Below are 20,450 nucleotides of genomic sequence, written 5' to 3'. Positions count from 1 at the left end.
ATTAAAAGACTTTGGAAGAACTTTTTCTAATGATTTTAAAGAAAGACAATTAGACTTTTTAAGAAACACTTCATCTGCTTTTGATATAGAATTAGTTGAGGTTGATAATGTAGATTCTATGTCTAATTCAAAAGAATTAGTTGATAGAGCATATAGAAAAAAAGTTAAAAATACAAAAGAAGAATATAAAAAAGAAACTACTAAAGAAACTGTAGATGATATTATAAAAGCTACTAATGAAAAACTAAATAGTTATTTTGAAAGTCCAAAGCATATAAAAAAATATCTTTCATATATGGCTAAATTTTATAAATACTCTATTGGAAATTGTTCAATGATTGAAAAGCAATTTAAAGGAGCTATAGCTGTAGGCTCATTTAAATTTTGGAAAGATAATGGATTTACTGTTAATAAGGGGGAAAAGGGCATACAAATTTTAGTTCCAACACCAGTAAAGAACTTCTATGATGAAGAAACTCATAAAAGGTGATATAGTCATTGCAATGATAGATGATAGAGTATTAAGAATAAAAGAATATGTTGGAGATTATATATATGGATTTACAACAAAAGTTAAACAAAATACTCTAGAAAATCAAAAACAATTATTAAATAAATATATAAATGAAAAATAAAGTTTAATAAAAAGAGCAATAACTGACCTATTGCTCTCTTTTATTTTTGACAATAAATTAAAACAATAAAGAAAGGATTATATCATACTACCGAAAAAATTTTTAAAAATCAAATGATTATCATTATAATTGGAAAAAGTTTTTATTGATATTATTATATGTCAAAAAGTGTACTTTTTGACATAGTGAAGTTTTTTACACAATTTATATGTCAAAAATACTAGAAAAAATATATGAAATATTTCAAAATAATTTAAATACTTATTGGTATAGAATTGCTTAAAAAAATTGATACAAAAAAGTTTTTTATACAAAAGTTAGTTCAAAATATTTAAATTTAGATAGGAAAATATAAAAATTGAAGTAAGTCATAAATATTTTAGTAAAGAGTAAGGTTTTGTTGAAGGTTTAAGGGATATGCAATAAAAGTAAAATACTTAAAATTTAAAAGTATTTTACTTTTATTGCATATATATATCTAAAAAATATATATATTATATTTATAAAAATTATAATAAAATAAAAAAGAATATTGAAATTTCAATATTCAAGTAAAATACTTATAAAAAATAAGTATTTTACTTGAATAAGTATTTACAAACATAAAAAAATAAGTATATAATTAAAGTATAATAATAAACAAAGGAGAAATATAAATATGAATTTAAAATCATTATCAATAGACAATGGATATGGATATATAAAAGTACATCCATCAAATGTAAAATTTAAAAGTACTGTAAAGTTAGGTGTAGATAATTATAATGAAGATGTAATTCAAGTAGAGTATGATAATCAGAATTATATCGTAGGTGAGAATAATAATTCTTATAATAGTGACCAAGATAAATTAACAAGTAGATTTGGAAGAAATCATTTTATAGTATCAACACTTGTAAGTATTGGGTTATCATACAAAACTGAAAAAGACATTGAAATAGATTTATGTTTAGGTACACCATCAGAGTATTTTGAAAAACAAAAAGAAGGCATAGTTCAACTATTAAAAGGAAAAGAGTTTAAGATTAAAATAAATAAGGTAGGAATGGAGCAACATATAAAGATAAATAGAGTTATGGTTCTACCACAAGGGTTAGCTCCGATAATAACTAATAAAAGATATTCAGATAGTAGAGTAGTTGTAATAGATGTTGGAAGTGGAACCATAGATGCTTCAGAAATTATTAAAGGTAAACTTCAAACAACTTTGACTTTAGAAAAAGGGTGTATAAAACTTTACTCTAAAATAGCAAAACAAATGAATAAAGAATTTGGGACAAAGTTTAATTCAGATGATGTTGAAACTATGGTACAAGATAGAGTTTTCATTGTAAATGGAGAAACTAGATCGATAGATAAATATATAGAAGATATAAAATACTACCATACATTAGATTTTATAAATGATATAAAACAAGCTAATTTTGATTTACAAGGGAATGAAGTTGTTTTAATAGGTGGAGGTGCAATCTTATTAGAAACAGATATAAGAGATATAATACCACATGCAAAATTAGAACATAATTCACAAAATGCTAATGTTGAGGCTTATGATAAAATACTTAAAATGAAATTGAAATAAGGTGATTAAATGGAAAAATATTCAGTTAATGTAACACTTGATACAGACAATGATAGAGAATTAATAGATTTTTTCAAAAATTATAAAGGGAAAAAAGTAGATGCAATAAGATGTTTAGGAGAAGTATATTTTAAATCTAAGAAATCATTAAATAATGAACAAAAAGAAGAGGTTAAAGGAATTATTAGAGATATGTTATCTACAATATCTTTAAATATAAATGCAAATGAAATAAATATTAATGGTGAATATATAAATAAAAAAACAACAGATAAAGAACATAACATTTTAAAAGAATATGATGATGAATTAGAAAAAATGGTAGATAATTGTGGAATAGATATAGATTTTTAAAATAAAAAAAGACAACATTAATTTTAATGTTGTCTTTTCTATTATATGTGCAAATATTTTCTGTTCCTTATTATTAAGTATCTATTCTATTTTTTTCATTAATTATTCTTTCCAAATTGTATTCTGTTCTCACTTTCATTCTGGTTAAAATTAATTATTTATTATTTTACCATCACTTATTTTAATTATCTTGTTAGCTCTTTTAGCAATTTCATTGTTATGAGTAATCATAACGAGTGTTTGATTAAACTCTTTGACAGCTACATTTAAAATATCCATCACCTCTTCAGTAGATTTTGAATCTAGATTTCCAGTAGGTTCATCTGCAAATATTAATGATGGTTTGTTAGCTAAAGCTCGAGCAATTGCAACTCTTTGTTGTTGTCCTCCAGAAAGCTCATTTGGAAATTTATTTATTTGATTTTTTATTCCAAGTTTTTCAACGAGATCATTTATGTATTTTTTATCTTCTTTTTTTCCATCTAGTTTTACTGGTAAAATTATATTATCATAAACATTTATTACAGGTATTAGGTTATAGCTTTGAAATATAAACCCAAATTCTTGTCTTCTTGTCTTCTTGTCTTCTTGTCTGAGATAGTGTATCATCATTTAATTTATATAAGTCAATATCATCTAAATATACATTTCCTGACGATGGCTTATCCAATCCAGCCATACATTGAAGTAAAGTACTTTTTCCAGAACCACTAGGTCCGATTATTGCTGTAAATTTACATGGTTCTATTTCTAGACTAATATTATCAATAGCCGCAATTTTACTTTCGCCTTTCCCCTAAATTTTTTTTATATTTATTGCTTTTAGCTTTTTCATTTAAAAAAAATTCCTTTCTTATTTAAATGTTTGTTGATTAAACATAGCTTTTTATTAAACTTACTAATAAATTAATATTTGCTAACTCATATAAATAAATATTTTTATAGTCTATATTTATTTTAAATTTATTATTAACTTTAGTAAGAAAATCATATGCATTGTGTTTATTTATATTGGTTAATTCATTAAATATTGAATATTTCGCTATTGATGAAACTTCTACAGTTTTAGTAGTAAAATTATCATTTATAATATCCAAAATATTATACAATATATGTTTTTTATTAATGCTATCTATTAAATAGAAATCATCTAAACAATTCATGCTGATATCTATTTCTTCAGTACATAAACTTCTTTTTATAAGCTCAAAAGAATATTTTTATTTATTAAATTTAAATATTAGAATATATACATTAATCTTCATTCATTGAATCTATAAATTTCATATCTTTTGTTTTTTTGTATGCAAATAAAGACGATATTGTACAAATTAAAATTGATAGTATTACAAATATAAGAATATATTTATAAGGAAGGTCATACCATTTACCTGTATACTCAAATCCTTTTGCTATAGACCTTGCTTGTAAATGGCTTGTCCATCTAATATTATCCAAAAGTATCATTATAATCCCAATAATAGATCCTAATAAAGAATAAAATAATCCTTCTTTTATAATTATACTTCTTAAAACTCTCTTAGGCATACCAATAGCCCTCATTATAGAATAGTCTTTTTTTCTTATTATCACATTTGCGACAATAATAAAGAAAATATTTATCATAGTCAAAAGTCCTAATATATATGATGTACTCAATTTTTTAAGTTTCATTTGCCAAGATATTGCATTCATTTCTTTAAGTATTTTATCAAAGGTATCGTAATCAAAATATCTTTTACTTTCCATCATTTTAATAACTTTATTTATTGAATCATTTTTGTTTTCACTATTAAAACTAACTTTTATAGAAGTAAAAGTATTTAGATTTGCAATATTTTCATAATCTTCTAAACTCATAATCATATCTGGTACAAGACGTTCTGAATCATTTAAATCTAGCCAAGATTTTGAGAAAAATCCAGCTACCTTAACTTTTTGTTTTTTATAAATAACATTGTTGTTTTTATCTAACCCCTTAATGTTTACTTCTAAGATATCACCTTCATTTATATCATTTATAAAATTATTAACATTAGCGTCTCTATAGTCGTAGTATTTATTAAACAAAATAACTTCAGGAATATCGCTATTATTTTCTTTAATTGGATTACCTTGTTCCAAAAGATTTTCTTCTTTTATCATTTTATCTAAGCTTTCTTTATCTAAAGCTACTAAATTCATTCTAAAATCACTTATTTTCGAATCTTTTGATATCATATTCTGTTGTTTGTACTTTTCTGATATTCTAGACTTATCAATATCCAAGTAGCAATTATCAGTATTCGCTATTTTAATATCATCAACTTCAGTAATTTTTTTTATATTATTAACATCATGCATTGTATATCCATCAATTAGAGGTGATATATCGCCATTGTGTTTAAGTTCTATATCATAACCGTCTAAATTTTGTAATTCAGGACTTATATATATTTTATCAGCATCTGTTGAAATATAATTACACATATATAAATATCCTGAAATTCCAATAATTACGCTACTTAACACTACAGGAATAAAGTTTAGAAATATATTATTAATAGCCAAACTACTTGTAAGAGATTTAGTTTTTTCAGTAAAAATCCTATTAAGTGCCTTATTTAGCTTGCTATTTGTTGTCACATAATTGGAATATAATTGTATTGGAGATGTTTTTACTAACCTAAATATTGGTATCAAAGTTGATATAAATATTGTTATTGTCATAACTATAATAGGTCTCATATAATCAATAGATCTATAAATAATAGGTGCATTACGTGGATCTATAGACGCTGAAGTTAATACAAAATTTCTAGTAGCTATGTATGCAAGTATATGACCTAAAATTAATCCAGATACTATTCCACATATCAATATGACAAGGTTTTTCAATATAAGGAACATAGTAGTCTGTTTCTTTGACATACCAACAACTCTTAAAAGCCCTAACTCTTTAGTAATTTCTCTAATCATTAGAACAAATATATTAAATATTAACAATGCAGATGCTATTATTGTTATCTTATCAAAAATATCAAATTGTGAAGATAAACTATAACTTTCTTCCATAACTCTTTCAAAGGCTTCATTTAAAAGTATATAATCAGAACTTGAATCTAAAGAATAACTCACCATGTTTACTTCTTTTGCAATGTTATTGAATCCTGTTTTCAAGTTTATGTATCCATTGTATGTAATTGCTTCATCAGGAATACCATCTAATTTACTAGCCAATATATTATTAAACCCACCATATGTTTTCATTACATCTGGAGAGGTATAAATACCTACTATTTTAAAATCTTGTTTATCATTATATACTGTTCTAACATTATCATTTCCAACATATTCCTTTTGAATATTTAATATAATACTATCATTTAGATTTAGCTTTGTATCCTTTATAAAATCACTAGAAACTATTATTTCGTTTTTGATACTTGGATACGTACCATCTAATAAATTTAATCTATAAGAATCGAAATAATCTTTATCAAAAGATTCTATTGGATTTGTACTTAAATTTTTATAGCTTGCTTCACCATAATAATTTACAACCTTATAACTTTTCACATTATCTAAATCTTTTAACTCTCTTAATTTATTTTTTTCAAGATTAACTATCTCTGCTTGAAATACAGGAAAATTTTTATATATAACATCATTAACATACTTAGCCTGACTATTTTTTGAAACAGAGTTTGCAAATAAAACTCCCACTGTTAACATAACTGGCAATATCATTAAAATCATTTTAACTTTATTTTTCTTTATATACCCCACAAAAACGTTTATCATAATTACTCCAAGCCCCCCTTTCATAATGCAAAAAAGTAAGAAGACTGTTCTTATTTAGGAATTAAAAAACAGGAAATATGCTATGCTTGTATTTGCAGTAGGTCCTTTTCTACAATCATACATGCAATCATCACTTCTAAGTGTCCCATGTTTGTCGTAATTAATTTTACATGGATCAGACTCATATCTACCATTTATACTTAAATCCTTTAATTATATTTTTTTACCTCCTAATGTATTTATTACATTTAATATATTTAAAAATAACTAAATGTTTTAAGTGTACATGTTATTATTCAGTTATTTTTATTAGCTTAACTTTTTACTAGCAACTTTTCCATATTATTGATTCTAATGTTGACACACTTATTTATAATTAAACAGTACAACAGAATTGGTTACAAAGCCAAGCTACTTCGGACGGTGTCTTCCACTACTACCTTAAACGGTAGATATTTTTAAATTTAGTCTTTTTAAATAGACTACGGTGTATTTTTAGATAAACTCAAACGTATTAGCAGTGGTTGAATATTTTACGGTACTAACCTTTTCTAGTACCAACTCCATATATTCAGTTTTAATAAATTCAAATATTATTTTTAAAAACCTTTTTATATTTTTAGAATTGTCCAAATCCATCTCTCCATTATCATTTACTTTCTTGAATTTTTGCTATTTCAATAATTAATAGAGTTTGTTAATTTTCTTTATCTCCTACTATCTTTCCATCACTTATAGTTACTATTCTATCTGCAGTATTTGCGATCTCATCATTGTGAGTTATCATAACTAAGGTTTGATTGAACTCTTCTACGCACATCTTAAGCATATCCATTACTTCTTTTGTAGTCTTACTATCTAAGTTTCCTGTTGGCTCATCCGCAAAAATAACTGAAGGCTTGTTTGCTAAAGCTCTAGCTATAGCAACTCTTTGTTGCTGTCCGCCTGAAAGCTGATTTGGAAACTTTTTAATTTGTGAAGTTAGGCTAAGTTTATCTAGAAGATTATTTATATACTCTTTATCTGGTTGTTTTCCATCAAGTGATATAGGTAAAACTATATTATCATATACACTAATTACTGGAATCAAATTAAAACTTTGGAATATAAAACCAAATTCTTCTCTTCTTATTTTGGAAAGATTATCATCATTTAACTTATAAATATCTTTATTATCTAAAAAAACATTTCCTGATGTTGGCTTATCTAGGCCAGCCATGCAATGAAGTAATGTACTTTTCCCTGAGCCACTTTGCCCTACTATTACTGTGAATTTTTGTTGTTCTATTTCTATGTCAATACCTGCTAAAGCATATACTTCACTTTCACCTTTTCCATATATTTTTTTTAGCTTTTCTACTCTTAATTTCTTCATACTCTCCTCCGTGTTTATTACAAATTTTACTTATTATTTAATTGTTAAACTAAGTATTTAAGATATCTATTTTGTTTCTTCTAAGTTATTACTATTACTTAAATTTAAATATTTATATACTAAATCTTCTAATTCATATAGAAATCTCCCCTTATAATCTATGTCAATCTCAAATTCTCTATTTATCTCTGTAAGAAAATTAAAAGCATTATGATTTCCTATATTAGTAAAATTATTGAATGTAGAATAATTCTCTAAAAAGCTTAAATCTATCTCCCTTACATCAAATTTCCTTTTAATAATATTTAAAATTTTATCTTCTATCATCTTTAAATCATCTAAACTTAATTTATCTGTTTCTTTTATATGTAATCTGTACAGTAATACTCACAATGTAGGTTACACCTATTTGTGATGGATAATGTTATTTTAGGTACAAAACTATAATTTATTTTTTCTATAATTTCTTCACTTGTCACCCCTAAATTTTTCAAACTTTTCAGCACCTTTTTATAATACTCTTTGTCTTCATCTACAAATAAGTTTACCTTCTCTTCTAGAATGATTTTTTTATTTGTTGCATCCTTTATAACCTCATAGCATTCCTTTGGGATCTTAACCCAGTTACCAGTCATATTGTTGCTTACTAAAACTATATTTTCATTATTTGATATATCTGTGATTTTTTCGTAAAAATATATGCTCATTTACGTTTTTATTCTTGCCATTTATCTATATTTCTACCTATATTACATACACATATTGTAGATTTATTCATTACTTTTTGTGCCTTCTATAATACTTATTCTATTTATGTACTTCTTAGAGAAACTTGTAGTAACTATACATAAAGCTATAGCTATTAATGTAAAATCTATCCAAGGTATAATAGGTAATTTAAATTCTGCAAACATAGCTCCACCCATATCTTGGCGTGTTCCATTTACATAGTTTAAAAATGTAATTGACTTTATACACGCTAATATACCTGCTATTAATGAGCTAAATAAACCATACATCAAAGCTTCAAAGTATAGTATATTTCCAAGACTTTTTACCGACATCCCAATAGCTCTTAGTGTTGAAAATTCTTTCATCCTAACTAATAGATTTGTTCTTATTGTACAGAATATATTGATTGTTGAAATTAGTAATATAAGAACTATTTGTAGCGTTTTATATTTTACAAATTGATCTCTATCCATTTGATTTTGTTTTTTTACACCCAAAGTTCTTTTAATACTCGGGATACCTCTTTTACTAACAATTTTATTTATCTCATTAATTGTCTTTTCATCATTTTCATTCTGTAGTTTTACACTTATCACTGAGTAACTATCTGGATTTGATAAAACTCCTAAATTCTTATCAGATGTAATCATTTCAATATATCTTCCTGAAGCCTTAGCCTTCCATTTCTCCCCTAAAATTGCTCCAACTCTAACTTTTTTAGTTTTATAAATTGTACTTCCATTTTCATTAAATGGAATTTTTAGTGTTAAAATATCACCTATTTTTACCTCGTTATATACTTTCTTAAATGAGGAATCATTTATTATATCATAGTAATAATTTGACACTGCTACGTTTGGATATCCATCTATTTTTTTATATAAATTATCAATACTTCCCTCTGAAATAAAATCCTTCAATCCCTTTATATCAGTATCTGTAAATAACTTTAGATTAGCACCATTAACTATGGTTCCCGAACCTTTAAGTGCATTGTATTTTAGATATTCCTTATTCATTTTATTGCTATCTGAAACTATATTAACCTCAAAATCTTGTTTATAATTAACATCTTTTACGCCACTTAATTTTTTAATATCCTCAATATCTTCTTTAGTATAACCTACATTTACTTTATCTGTATTTATATCAGATCCAATAGTCAAATCATAAGAACTTATTTGCCCTTGATATTCACTATATCTATCAATGTCATCTACAATTGATGTATCAAATGTCCATATAAATAGATAACCTCCTAATGCAATTGATATTATAGATATAATTGTTCTTATTTTATTTCTAGATATATTTTTAAATGCCATTACACCTTCAAACCCAAATATTTTAAATAACAATTTATCCCCAATGCCAGAAGTAACTTGTCTCTTTGTTTTATCAGTTTTTCTTATAGACTCTATTGGTGATATTCTCCCAGATATCCATATTGGTATAATACTTGCAATTAATACAGAGCCAGCACCGATAAGTATTGATTTTATAAGATTGTGCAAACTTACATATACCTTAGGATCTTCTAATTCTATGTTTATAAAAGAATATTTAAGTATATTTATACCTATATAAGAAAATATAACACCGCCCAAAAGCCCTATAGAAACTCCAAGTATCATAACTATAATACTTTGATACAATAAAATAAGTCTGACTTTATTTTTTGATGCTCCAATAAGTCTCATCATTCCCATTTGATTTATTGTTTCATTTAAAGATATATTGAATATATTGTATACTAAAACTATGGATGCAACTGCTATAATGAATTTATCTTTGATCTCTTCAGATGGGTCATTGCTATCATTTATCTCCATCAGCAATTGACTCAATCTAACATTTTCTTCATAACTTCCTCTAGCTATATTATTTTTTTTTACTAATTTAGATAGCTCACCACCAATATTTACCTCTCCAGATTTAAGTTTTATAAGACTATCATATGTAACTAGATTTTGTGGTAAAATACCCATATTAGGTTTATTATCATATGTAAATGCATTTAATCTATAAAAATCCTCATAGTAAGACTTTGGTTTTTCAATGATACCTACGATTTTAAAGCTCTTCTTTACATTTGCTGTACTTTTATCGCCATTCTCTTCTTTATATGTTTTTTTAACTGTAAAATTTACCGTCGTATTTAATTTTTCAGGAACTTTCATCTTTTTAAGAGCTTCTTTTTCTAATACTATTTCATCTTGAGAATTTGGAAGTCTTCCTGCAGTTAATTTATATCCTTGTTGGTTGATAAAATCTTTATCTGCTGAATTCAATTTAACAGATATTCCTTGAGAATTAACTGCGTCCCCTAAATTTTGTACTGTCGTTATTTTTGAAATATTTTCATCAGTTTTAAACTTCTCTACGATATTTTTATCTAAATCTTTAAACATTGCATGATATCCACCGTAAAGTTTTCTTACAGTATCTAAATCATTTTTTTGTTGTGATTCTGTTATTATATCAACTCCAAATACTAGCATAACTCCAAGTGCTACCCCTAAAACTAACAATGTTGTTCTAAGTTTACTTTGCTTTAAGTATGATATAGCCATTTTAAAATATATATTCATATTAAATCCCCCAATAAATAAAATTTAGTTAATATTAAAAAATAAATTTTATTTACAGCACTTTATTTTTTAATATTAACTAAAGCTAGCTAATTCTAGCTATAATAATACTTTTTTATATAAATAATATGTATTTTCAATTTTAATAGCGTATTGAAAGATATGGTGAAGTAAATTCATAACAGTCTTTCTTACAATCAAATCTACCTCTTTTACCTTCTTCTGTCCAATATGCTTTACAATGATCTGATTGAACTTCTACGTCTTCTAATTTTATTTTTTCAGTTATTTTCATTAGCTAGTGTACATGGATAAATAGATTTATATTCTCTACTTTTACTACTTCCATATTTACCTCTATTTACTTGAACTTGTTTAATCTTTATAATTATAATTTATCTCACTAAACTTACTTTAAAGTGAATTATATATTACAAATTAGTCACCCTTCTATTTACTAATAAGTTTTTTATCTAATATGGATATATTATTTTTTGAGTTAATATTCTTATTACTAACTAGTTTTTCTAATTCTTTACTATAAGTATCCATGTGCGTTTTGTCCCAATTATCATAACTATCAATTACAGGAACAATATATTTAAATCCAAATCCCTCCATACTAACAATACTTTCATATAATTCATGTATGTTATTGGTATTAAATGTCATTCTACATCTAAGACTTATTCCACTATCAATGAGAGTGTTTGCATCTTTTATTACTAAATCATAAGATCCTCGTCCATCCTCAAAAACTCTATTTATATCATGAGATTCCTTTGTTCCATCAATACTTATAGATACATTATACTATTCATAATCTTTGTAACAACAATTATATGACAAGGTACTTCGTTTGTATCATATTCTTGTACTTTATGTACTGGGTTTGTACTATGAGGAGTTAGATAAATAGTATCGTTAAGTTTCTCATATACTTTAAGAGTACATTCGTCAGTACCAATAAGAGCAGTAATCATATCGTCATTATTAGCAGCATTAGTTTTATCAATAAGTAAAAGCTCATTAGGAGAATATATTTTATCCATACTATCTCCACTAACTTGAAGGAAAAAGTAATCTTTACTTGAACATAAAAGAGAATAAGGAACTTTTACAAAAGTATTGCTATTTTCTCAAGCAAGATTTGGACATCCAGCGTAAACTTGTTCTAAAAGTTTTATTTTAGGCATAGATTCATCAATGTAATCATCCCTTCACAATCTATCAGTTGTTCATTACATTTACTTTTTGACATACTTTAATATTAATAAAAATTATTTTATAAACATATGTATTTTTATTTGAAAAATTAAAAATAATATAATATTATTTTATTAAGGATATGTATTTAGACAATCTTAAAATCAATGAATAGTTTCTGTTTTATTATCAAAAGACTAGGTTTTTCAATATAATTCCTAGTCTTTTGATTTTGTTGTTTTTTGATGTATGTTTTTTTTATAAAAAACTTATAACTATAGGTAAAATCATCTGACTTCTAAATTCTTTTTTTGATAATATGAATTAAACCTTTCTAGGTATCTTTTAACCATCGTAAGTAAAAAAGGAGCAAAAGTATAACTATTGCTCCTTTTTTATTTTTATACAATAGGTAGTTTCATTTGGTTAAACATAAAGCAATATTTCTTCTTTTATTTTTTGTCATTATATAACCCCCTTTTATTTATGTTGTTATATCTATACTACTAAGAAAACGTTTTCATTTTAAGTCTTTATTTATAGTATTTTTTTGATATTATTTTTATAAGCGAAATATTTTATATTCAATTTTTTTAATAATGTAATATTTAACTATAAATATCAATGGCTCTTATTTATGAACTTTCTTTCATTTTTTCTAAAATAGTTTTATATATAATTCATTTTATTTGAATTCAAAATAAATTCATGTACTTTTTGCAATTTTTATGATATTATCTAAAAAACGTTTTTATTGTAAAATTTTGTCAAAGAGGTGTCGAAATATGCTCACAAAAAAAGATATGAATTTATTAAATGATATTTCAAGAGATTTATTGGAATATGGTTTACTAAATGGTGAAGAGTTGGAGTGGTATATTAAAGCGAATATTCTTGGATTTATAAATATACAGAGTGAAAATCACTATTTAGAAATTGAAGATTATGTTTTAAATTTTATTGATAAAAGACGAAAGAAAATGCTTTTTATTAAAGATATAAAAACGAATAAAGAATATATATTTCCTAAACCTTGTCATGCTGAAAAGGTTCTAGGCATATCAAAAAATAGATTTCTTGATATAAGTCCTAAAGGAAGATTGATTGCAAAAAGATATTTAGCAAAATATATAACTGCAAATATTAAAGAATTAAACGAATTAAAAAATTACAAAGAATGTGTTTAAATACAAAAAAGAAGGAGAATAACTTAATATTCCCCTTCTTTATTTCTCTTTTATTGTAATATAAAAAAGAAATATTTGTATTTTTGTAAATTTTATATTACAATAAACTTACAATTACATATTTTAAAAGTCCACTTTTCACGAATTATAAAAATGTTTGGCGACATCTTTATAATTATAGGATTTAATATTTTCTGCGAATATTAAATTACCTTGTGCGAATAGACTTCATTTTTGTACAATCGAATTGTTAATATGTAATAATATTAGCATAAATTGTTGTAGATTTCAATATATAGAATGAATTTTCTTATATATATTGCATTAATTTTACTAACTTTTAATTGTACATAAATCCGTGTATCTAAGGGGATAATCTATCCCTTTAGAGCTTGACATATTATGAAGTTTCCAAGCCTTGATATTTTAATATATCAAGGCTTTTTTTAATATATATCGATTTAATATAATAACATAATTTTAGGAGGGAATAAAAGTGAGTTATTTTACAGTTGAAGAAGATTTAAGATTATTACATATACAAATTCCAAAAGCTCTTTTATATGAAAAAAAGTACAACGGTGAAAAAAAATTAAGTAATGATGCAAAAATATTATATGGGTTCTTTTTAGATAGGGTTTCTTTATCTATAAAAAATGGATGGTTTGATAAACAAAATAGACTTTACATAAAATGTGACCAAATAACTATGTCTAAGATACTTGGATGTTCTGAAAAAAAGGCTAGAAAAATAAGAGATGAATTAGTTGAATTTGAATTGTTAGAAGAATTAAAAGTTGGACAAGGTAAATCAAATCTTTTATATCCTAAAAAGGTTCTTGTAACTGTTTCAGAGTTAGATAGTTATATAGATACATTTTCTAATGAAGTTGATGTAAAACGTAAAAAAGAACGTAATCGTATATCTAAGTATAGAGATAATCACGCTAATCACATTGAAAATTCTTTGAACGGACAAAATGACCGTACTAAAACGGTCGATAATACCGTACTAGAACAATCAAATTGCGTGTATAGTAATACTGATTTTAGTAATACTGATTTTAAAGTTGTTGTTGATGATGATAAGCAAACAAAACTTATAAACTTATATAAATCTTTTAAATTAGAGAAAAAACTTATGCCTCATACAATAAATTTGCTAAAATCAAATATTCATATATCATTAGATGTTTTTGAACAAATATTTATATCAGCATCTGAAGATAGTGTTGTAAAAAAATATTCTTATATAAAAGAAGTTATAGATAAATTGAATAAAAAAGGTATCACTACTTTAGAGCAATATAAAATAGACTATAAAAATTATAAAGAATCTAAAAATATTAATAATGGATTTAAATGTAATTCTAAAAAGAATTCAAATAAAAATAAGTTTGATAATATGGATGAAGAATATAAAACATTTACTAAGTATACGAATGATGAATTACAATTAATGTCTGATAAAAACAAAATAGATAAACAACAAAAACTACCTAGTGATAATGATTTTTCTAAGATGATGTATGAAAGATGTATTCAGTCTAATTGGAATTGTGTTGAAACTACTAAGAAATATGCTATAGATTATGCTAAAGCGAATGGATTAGATTATCCTAAAAATATATAATACATAAAAAACTTATGCAAAGGAGCTATATTATGAGAGAATATAAAGCTAAAATGAGATACTGCAATAAGTGGATATATGGTAAATTAATTGGTGATAAGTTTCTAAAGTTATGCATTGATGATGAATTAGAAGGTAAAAGAGCTATTGATCCGTCTACTTTATGTGAAAATACAGGTTATGTAGATAAAAATAAATATAAAGTTTTTGTTAATGATTATGTAAAAAAAGACTTTTCAAGAGGACAAGTTGTAAAAAAAAATAAGGACTTTTATATACGTTGGAGTGGTAATAGATTTGAAAAACTAAAGTATTCTACTGACTTTGAAGTATACGGAAATAAGTATTACAAATACTAAATATATTTTAGGGAGAGTGAATATATAATGGCTAAAGCATTAACATATAATCCATTTGAAGATGATTTGACTATGAGAAATTACTTAGCATTATATGCTTGTATTGTTAATCCTAAGCTAAGTTATAATAGAACTTTAGCAATATTTGAAATTAATAGTGAGGTTAAGTCGAAGAACTTACTAAGAAAAAGTCGTATGGGATATAAAGTTAAAATTACAGATATTCATACAAAAGAAATTTTAATATGTGAAGATTCGATTGAAATACAAGAGCTAATAGGTATAAATCAAAGAGCAGTCAGCATTTATATTAAACATGGGTATTTGTATAATAAGCGATATTGTCTTGAAAAAATAGAGTAGGTGATTTGATATGAGTATCTTAGAAAAAGCAGAGCAATTAAGAAAAATAGCTGAAAAAAAGTCAAAAGAAACTGGAAAAAGTGTATGTGAAGTATGGGAAGAATCAATAAATGAACTAGATAAATTATGCAAAGAAAGTGAAAATAAATAGTTACAAGGGGTGAATAAATATGAATTTAAAAGAATTTAAGAATTTTTTAGAAGAGAAATATACAGGAAGCAACAGAAAATGTTGTTAATTTAAACAACACACCTACTAATCAAAATATAAATTCATATAATGAAGGTCAATATACAAATATTGAAGATGAAAAGGTCGACCAAGAAGAAGAGATAAATGACTCGAAGGAAAAAAAGAAAAAATCAAAAGGTAAGAAGAAAAAGTCTAAGAAAAAGAAAGGTAAACCTAAGAAGTTATCAAGAAAAGAAAAAAGGAGAATTAAGAAAGAAGAAAAGATAAGAGCTAAACAAGAGAAAAAGGCATTAAAAGAAGAGTATAAAAAAATTGATAAAGATACTTTTGATTTACTTCCATTTTTAGAAATAGCAGAAGATGAAACATTTAAAACTAAAAATGGTTATATAGACATATTCCAAATAGGTACAAAAGATTTAAATTCTTTAAATAATGATGATGCACATAGGCATATAATGGATTTCTCAAACTTTTTAAGAAATTATATTGATGATATTAAAATAATATCAATGACATTCCCAGTAAATACACAAGTTCAACAAGAACATATACTTAAAAAGATGGAAATGACTGATAATAAAATATATATAAACTTCTTAAATAAAAGGCTCGACCAATTAATTGCTATTGAAGAAAAAAGAAAAAATAAAGAATTTTATTTAATGGTATTTTATGAGGATGAAAAAACAAAAAGAGAAAGAGAAATACAGTTATTAAGACTAACAAGTTCTGCTATAACTTTAAGTACTTTAGATTTAGATAAAAAGATAAAGATAATGTTTAAATTAAACAATCATAACTCTAAAATATAAAAATAAATAAAAATAAAGCTATATACCAATGTATATAGCTTTATTTGTGTTTCATCTACACATATTAAAAAACAGCAGAAATTTTAAAGAGGTTTAATGATATATATATTTATTTTAATATGAAATGATTATTAAGTAAATAAAAAAGCTATATACATTTAGTATATAGCTTTTGAGAAATATAACACTAAGAAATTTAACAAAAAAAGTAAGTTTGGCATATATTGCCACTTATTATGAATAATAAAATCATTTTAATATAAAAAAATGTTTAAGTAAATAAAAAAACTAGATATGAAATCTAGTTTTTTTACTCAGTGTTTAAAACTTAGTGATAGCTTTAAATTCATTAGCTAAAAATTTAAGTTTCAGTGTATAGCATATATTAAACTAATTAGTAGATTAAATATATTTTATACTGAAATTATTTATAAATCAACTAAAAAAGACTATTTATATAAATAGTCTTTTTTGGTTGATAAAATTAATCAATATAATTTAATAAGGAATAATTATGATTTTTTGTTCAAAAATATATTAACATATCTATAAAAAAAGTAAATAAAAAACCACCTATTTATGTATAAAATTATATAAAAAAAGACTAGGTATAAAACCTAGCCTTTTTTGTATAGTGAAAATATATAAAATTAAAAATATAAAAGATATATTTATAACCTAAATATATTTTACATCAAAAATATATTTTAGAAAATAAAAAAGTACCTATTATGAAAAATAGGTATACAAATAAGTAAATAGATTTTAAATTTATACTAAATAAAAAAACTAGGTATAAAACCTAGTTTTTTCGACTATGACTACAAACTAAAAGAAAAATTCAACCTAGAAAAAATCCTTACGAATTAAATATATTTTAACTTAAAATGATTAATATGTAAATAAAAAAGCTAGATATAAAATCCAGCTTTTTTTTGCATCTAATGTTACTCTTAAACATATTAGTGAAAACTTTCATTTAAGGACATAACACTGGCAAAAGTATTAGTAAATTATATATATATAATATAATAAAACTATATATAAAGTAAAGAAAAAATGACTACTATATAAGTAGTCATTTTTTTATAGAAAACTTAACACATTTTATATAATTTTTTAGTATATTTTAATATAAAAAAATATATATGTAAATAAAAAAACTAGGTTTAAAACCTAGTTTTTTTGACTCCAAACTAAAACATTTTATCAAAGAAAAACAATATTAGAAGTATATACATTACTCACAAACTAAATACATTTTAACTAAAAAAAATACTTAGGTAAATAAAAAAGCTCGATTTTTAGTTAAAAATATAAAAATTGGACTAGGTATAAATCCTAGTCCTTTGTAATGCAAAAAATGTAATACAAAATATACGGTCTAAAAATAAGTTTAAGACAAAAAAACTTTAAAGTAAATAAAAAGTGCCTATATTTTAGCAAATATCTAAAATATAGGCACTAATCTATATTAAGTATAGAGTTCATAAAATACAAACTCTATACAACTATATTATATATAAATTTAATATTTTGGAGGTAACAAAATGAAATCAAGTAAAAAAATAAATAAAAATGAATACGATCCATATTTAATAACTCAAATTCAGCCACAAGGTGGAATTAAATTTGATGAAAGAATAATACAAAAAGGTGATGGTTTTGAAACTTGTATTCATGTTTACGATTATCCATCACAAGTAAAGCCTTTTTGGTTAGAAAGGCTATTAACTATGAATGATGTAATAACTACGATTGATATTGGAACAGCTAATAAACAAAAGATATTAAAGCAACTAGAAAAGTCTTTAGTAGAGCAAGAAAACAGATACTATGAAGATAAAAGTAAGGTTGGTCAAATACAAGCAAAAAGCACATATCAATCATTACAAGGCTTAACAGAAGATATAACTAATAATGGTGAAATAATAAAAATGGTTCATATAAGATACTTTGTATCAGCTCCAAATGTAGAGGAATTATGGAGCAAGGTAAAGGAAATATTAGAAAAATTAGAATCAAGAGGTTATAGGGGGGCAGTTTTATTAAATGAACAAGAGTATGAGTGGAAATCTTTATTTAATGGATATTTAGAACAAGAGAAATTTATTAATAAAAGAAAGGGTAAGGCAATTCCTTCGGAAGCATTAGGAGCTGGTTATCCATTTCATTACACACATTTAGATGACCCAACAGGAATGTTTTTAGGCACAACATTTACTGGTGGAAATGTATTATTTGATTTATTTACTAAAACAAAAGATAGATTATCATACAATGCAGTTATAGTTGGAACTATGGGAAGTGGTAAATCTACTTTATTAAAGAAACTAGTACTAAATAATGCAATACAAGGACAAACAATAAGGATATTAGATATAGTAGGAGAGTTTAAGAGCTTAGTTCATGCTTTAGGTGGAAAAACAATATCACTTGATGGAAGTGATGGAATGATAAATCCTTTACAAGTTCTAGTAACAATAACAGATGAAAATACAAATAAAGTAGATAATGAAAAGTCTTTTATGACACACTTATCTAAAGTAAGTATGATGTATAAGTTTTTAAATCCCGATTGTACTTCTGATGAACACAGAGAGTTTGATTCATTAGTAAGTAATTTCTATAGATTTAAACATATAGATATTTCAAGATGTACAGAGTATGAGGTAAGAGATTACCCTACAATGAGCGAATTATTAATATATATACAAAATGAATTATATGAGGATGTTGAATCTAAAACACCAAAAAGTAATCTAAGTGAAAGTCATAGACAAAGACTTGAATCTATAATACTTAATATAGATTCGATTGTTAGAGATTATGGTATGTTATTTGATGGTCATTCAACAATAAAAGATATTAATAAAGAACAAATAATATCTTTTGAACTTAGAAATTTAAGTAACTTTGATGAAAGAATATTTAATGCACAGATATTTAGTATATTAACTTTACTTTGGAATAACTCATTAGTTCAAGGACGTAAAGAAATGGATGCTTTTAATAACGGTTTAAAGGCTTCCGAAGATTGTGTAAAGTACATGATATTAATAGATGAAGCACATAGAATAATAAACTCTAGTAGTGCAAAGGCAGTAGAGTATTTAATTACTTTTGAAAGAGAAGCAAGAAAGTATTTTGGTGGTCTTATATTTGCAACTCAAAGTATAAGAGATGTTGCTCCTGCTAATATAAACAATGAAGTTTTTGAAAAGATCAAAACATTATTTGAATTAACTCAATATAAATTTGTAATGAAACAAGATAATAATGTTGTATCTTTATTATCAGATATATTCTCTGGTCAAATTTCAGAAAATGAGTTACTAAAAATACCGTATTTGAAACAAGGAGAGTGTATTTTATCTATAAATGGATTTGATAATATAATGTTCCATGTAGAAGTAAATAAAGAAGAGCTAGACCTATTTAAAGGTGGTGCTTAGAATATAAAAATGATTAATTACTTAATACCAATAAATATTTTTAAGGATGGTGTTTAAAATGAATAGTAGAGCTAGTTTAGTAGTCTTATTATTAGTATTAATTGCTAGTGGATTTTATATAGCAATAGATTCTAGTAAAGATAAAGTTAAAAATAAAAGTGAAACTGATAATACAAATGTAATTCAG

At 24.3% G+C, this 20,450-nt stretch carries 20 protein-coding genes and 2 pseudogenes; 12 read left to right on the top strand and 10 right to left on the bottom strand.

What is annotated here, in order from left to right; all coding sequences use genetic code 11:
* The 4 genes from ABCP60_RS14405 to ABCP60_RS14390 all read left to right on the top strand — a co-directional run.
* The coding region (locus tag ABCP60_RS14405; RefSeq protein WP_343101981.1) for an ArdC-like ssDNA-binding domain-containing protein at positions 1 to 490 on the top strand (490 nt) is incomplete at its 5' end.
* A 13-nt stretch (positions 491 to 503) separates the two neighbouring features.
* Positions 504 to 635, top strand: coding sequence for a hypothetical protein (locus tag ABCP60_RS14400; protein WP_343101980.1), 132 nt, complete (start codon positions 504 to 506; stop codon positions 633 to 635).
* Between the two features lie 658 nt (positions 636 to 1,293).
* On the top strand, positions 1,294 to 2,217 hold the full coding sequence (locus ABCP60_RS14395; protein WP_343101979.1) for a ParM/StbA family protein: 924 nt from the start codon (positions 1,294 to 1,296) through the stop codon (positions 2,215 to 2,217).
* Positions 2,218 to 2,226: 9 nt separating this feature from the next.
* Positions 2,227 to 2,571: a hypothetical protein gene (locus ABCP60_RS14390; protein ID WP_343101978.1), complete on the top strand. Its 345-nt coding sequence runs from the start codon at positions 2,227 to 2,229 to the stop codon at positions 2,569 to 2,571.
* Between the two features lie 150 nt (positions 2,572 to 2,721).
* Here ABCP60_RS14390 and ABCP60_RS14385 read toward each other — a convergent pair.
* From ABCP60_RS14385 to ABCP60_RS14340, 10 genes and pseudogenes are all read right to left on the bottom strand, one after another.
* A pseudogene (locus tag ABCP60_RS14385) lies at positions 2,722 to 3,349 on the bottom strand (ABC transporter ATP-binding protein).
* Between the two features lie 94 nt (positions 3,350 to 3,443).
* The gene (locus tag ABCP60_RS14380; RefSeq protein WP_343101977.1) at positions 3,444 to 3,734 is read right to left on the bottom strand and encodes a hypothetical protein; all 291 of its coding nucleotides are present in this window, start codon (positions 3,732 to 3,734) and stop codon (positions 3,444 to 3,446) included.
* Between the two features lie 91 nt (positions 3,735 to 3,825).
* Positions 3,826 to 6,354 (bottom strand): FtsX-like permease family protein, encoded by a 2,529-nt coding sequence (locus ABCP60_RS14375; protein WP_343101976.1) that lies wholly within the window; start codon positions 6,352 to 6,354, stop codon positions 3,826 to 3,828.
* A gap of 697 nt (positions 6,355 to 7,051) precedes the next feature.
* A complete protein-coding gene (locus tag ABCP60_RS14370) occupies positions 7,052 to 7,729 on the bottom strand; it encodes an ABC transporter ATP-binding protein (RefSeq protein WP_343101975.1) in 678 nt (225 codons plus the stop codon).
* 66 nt (positions 7,730 to 7,795) lie between these two features.
* The gene (locus tag ABCP60_RS14365) at positions 7,796 to 8,056 is read right to left on the bottom strand and encodes a hypothetical protein (protein ID WP_343101974.1); all 261 of its coding nucleotides are present in this window, start codon (positions 8,054 to 8,056) and stop codon (positions 7,796 to 7,798) included.
* Between the two features lie 35 nt (positions 8,057 to 8,091).
* Positions 8,092 to 8,436 carry a hypothetical protein gene (locus tag ABCP60_RS14360; RefSeq protein WP_343101973.1) on the bottom strand — a complete coding sequence of 115 codons (345 nt, stop codon included), beginning with the start codon at positions 8,434 to 8,436 and terminating at the stop codon, positions 8,092 to 8,094.
* Between the two features lie 63 nt (positions 8,437 to 8,499).
* Positions 8,500 to 11,052 carry an FtsX-like permease family protein gene (locus ABCP60_RS14355; protein ID WP_343101972.1) on the bottom strand — a complete coding sequence of 851 codons (2,553 nt, stop codon included), beginning with the start codon at positions 11,050 to 11,052 and terminating at the stop codon, positions 8,500 to 8,502.
* Between the two features lie 142 nt (positions 11,053 to 11,194).
* Positions 11,195 to 11,347: a hypothetical protein gene (locus ABCP60_RS14350; RefSeq protein WP_343101971.1), complete on the bottom strand. Its 153-nt coding sequence runs from the start codon at positions 11,345 to 11,347 to the stop codon at positions 11,195 to 11,197.
* A gap of 155 nt (positions 11,348 to 11,502) precedes the next feature.
* Positions 11,503 to 11,724 (bottom strand): hypothetical protein, encoded by a 222-nt coding sequence (locus ABCP60_RS14345; protein WP_343101970.1) that lies wholly within the window; start codon positions 11,722 to 11,724, stop codon positions 11,503 to 11,505.
* A 125-nt stretch (positions 11,725 to 11,849) separates the two neighbouring features.
* Positions 11,850 to 12,170 (bottom strand): annotated as a pseudogene (locus ABCP60_RS14340) (S24 family peptidase); the annotation flags it as partial.
* An 873-nt stretch (positions 12,171 to 13,043) separates the two neighbouring features.
* On the opposite strand from ABCP60_RS14340, the gene ABCP60_RS14335 reads away from it, so the two are divergent.
* From ABCP60_RS14335 to ABCP60_RS14300, 8 genes are all read left to right on the top strand, one after another.
* On the top strand, positions 13,044 to 13,445 hold the full coding sequence (locus ABCP60_RS14335) for a hypothetical protein (protein WP_343101969.1): 402 nt from the start codon (positions 13,044 to 13,046) through the stop codon (positions 13,443 to 13,445).
* 496 nt (positions 13,446 to 13,941) lie between these two features.
* Positions 13,942 to 15,078, top strand: coding sequence for a replication initiator protein A (locus tag ABCP60_RS14330; protein ID WP_343101968.1), 1,137 nt, complete (start codon positions 13,942 to 13,944; stop codon positions 15,076 to 15,078).
* A gap of 32 nt (positions 15,079 to 15,110) precedes the next feature.
* Positions 15,111 to 15,437 carry a hypothetical protein gene (locus ABCP60_RS14325; protein ID WP_343101967.1) on the top strand — a complete coding sequence of 109 codons (327 nt, stop codon included), beginning with the start codon at positions 15,111 to 15,113 and terminating at the stop codon, positions 15,435 to 15,437.
* 27 nt (positions 15,438 to 15,464) lie between these two features.
* Positions 15,465 to 15,800, top strand: a complete 336-nt coding sequence (locus ABCP60_RS14320; protein WP_343101966.1) for a hypothetical protein — start codon at positions 15,465 to 15,467, stop codon at positions 15,798 to 15,800.
* 10 nt (positions 15,801 to 15,810) lie between these two features.
* Positions 15,811 to 15,951 carry a hypothetical protein gene (locus ABCP60_RS14315; RefSeq protein ID WP_343101965.1) on the top strand — a complete coding sequence of 47 codons (141 nt, stop codon included), beginning with the start codon at positions 15,811 to 15,813 and terminating at the stop codon, positions 15,949 to 15,951.
* A gap of 186 nt (positions 15,952 to 16,137) precedes the next feature.
* Positions 16,138 to 16,260 (top strand): hypothetical protein, encoded by a 123-nt coding sequence (locus ABCP60_RS14310; RefSeq protein WP_343101964.1) that lies wholly within the window; start codon positions 16,138 to 16,140, stop codon positions 16,258 to 16,260.
* A gap of 191 nt (positions 16,261 to 16,451) precedes the next feature.
* On the top strand, positions 16,452 to 16,808 hold the full coding sequence (locus ABCP60_RS14305; RefSeq protein ID WP_343101963.1) for a hypothetical protein: 357 nt from the start codon (positions 16,452 to 16,454) through the stop codon (positions 16,806 to 16,808).
* A 1,550-nt stretch (positions 16,809 to 18,358) separates the two neighbouring features.
* Positions 18,359 to 20,263 (top strand): hypothetical protein, encoded by a 1,905-nt coding sequence (locus ABCP60_RS14300; RefSeq protein WP_343101962.1) that lies wholly within the window; start codon positions 18,359 to 18,361, stop codon positions 20,261 to 20,263.
* The last annotated feature ends 187 nt before the right edge of the window (positions 20,264 to 20,450 follow it).

It is taken from the genome of Romboutsia sp. MSSM.1001216sp_RTP31141st1_G3_RTP31141_220114 (assembly GCF_039031195.1).
GTDB classification, from domain to species: Bacteria; Bacillota; Clostridia; order Peptostreptococcales; family Peptostreptococcaceae; genus Romboutsia_C; species Romboutsia_C hominis.
Note: the sequence above shows the minus strand (reverse complement) of the source record. Positions and strands in the feature narration are given on the sequence as shown.

Coding starts and splice junctions, on each gene's coding strand:
- ABCP60_RS14300 (WP_343101962.1), top strand. CDS start 18,359: ATGAAATCAAGTAAAAAAATAAATAAAAATGAATACGATCCATATTTA.
- ABCP60_RS14310 (WP_343101964.1), top strand. CDS start 16,138: ATGACTCGAAGGAAAAAAAGAAAAAATCAAAAGGTAAGAAGAAAAAGT.
- ABCP60_RS14355 (WP_343101972.1), bottom strand. CDS start 11,052: ATGAATATATATTTTAAAATGGCTATATCATACTTAAAGCAAAGTAAA.
- ABCP60_RS14400 (WP_343101980.1), top strand. CDS start 504: ATGATAGATGATAGAGTATTAAGAATAAAAGAATATGTTGGAGATTAT.
- ABCP60_RS14395 (WP_343101979.1), top strand. CDS start 1,294: ATGAATTTAAAATCATTATCAATAGACAATGGATATGGATATATAAAA.
- ABCP60_RS14305 (WP_343101963.1), top strand. CDS start 16,452: ATGGATTTCTCAAACTTTTTAAGAAATTATATTGATGATATTAAAATA.
- ABCP60_RS14365 (WP_343101974.1), bottom strand. CDS start 8,056: ATGATAGAAGATAAAATTTTAAATATTATTAAAAGGAAATTTGATGTA.
- ABCP60_RS14360 (WP_343101973.1), bottom strand. CDS start 8,436: ATGAGCATATATTTTTACGAAAAAATCACAGATATATCAAATAATGAA.
- ABCP60_RS14325 (WP_343101967.1), top strand. CDS start 15,111: ATGAGAGAATATAAAGCTAAAATGAGATACTGCAATAAGTGGATATAT.
- ABCP60_RS14370 (WP_343101975.1), bottom strand. CDS start 7,729: ATGAAGAAATTAAGAGTAGAAAAGCTAAAAAAAATATATGGAAAAGGT.
- ABCP60_RS14320 (WP_343101966.1), top strand. CDS start 15,465: ATGGCTAAAGCATTAACATATAATCCATTTGAAGATGATTTGACTATG.
- ABCP60_RS14345 (WP_343101970.1), bottom strand. CDS start 11,724: ATGACATTTAATACCAATAACATACATGAATTATATGAAAGTATTGTT.
- ABCP60_RS14380 (WP_343101977.1), bottom strand. CDS start 3,734: ATGAATTGTTTAGATGATTTCTATTTAATAGATAGCATTAATAAAAAA.
- ABCP60_RS14350 (WP_343101971.1), bottom strand. CDS start 11,347: ATGAAAATAACTGAAAAAATAAAATTAGAAGACGTAGAAGTTCAATCA.
- ABCP60_RS14335 (WP_343101969.1), top strand. CDS start 13,044: ATGCTCACAAAAAAAGATATGAATTTATTAAATGATATTTCAAGAGAT.
- ABCP60_RS14390 (WP_343101978.1), top strand. CDS start 2,227: ATGGAAAAATATTCAGTTAATGTAACACTTGATACAGACAATGATAGA.
- ABCP60_RS14315 (WP_343101965.1), top strand. CDS start 15,811: ATGAGTATCTTAGAAAAAGCAGAGCAATTAAGAAAAATAGCTGAAAAA.
- ABCP60_RS14375 (WP_343101976.1), bottom strand. CDS start 6,354: ATGATAAACGTTTTTGTGGGGTATATAAAGAAAAATAAAGTTAAAATG.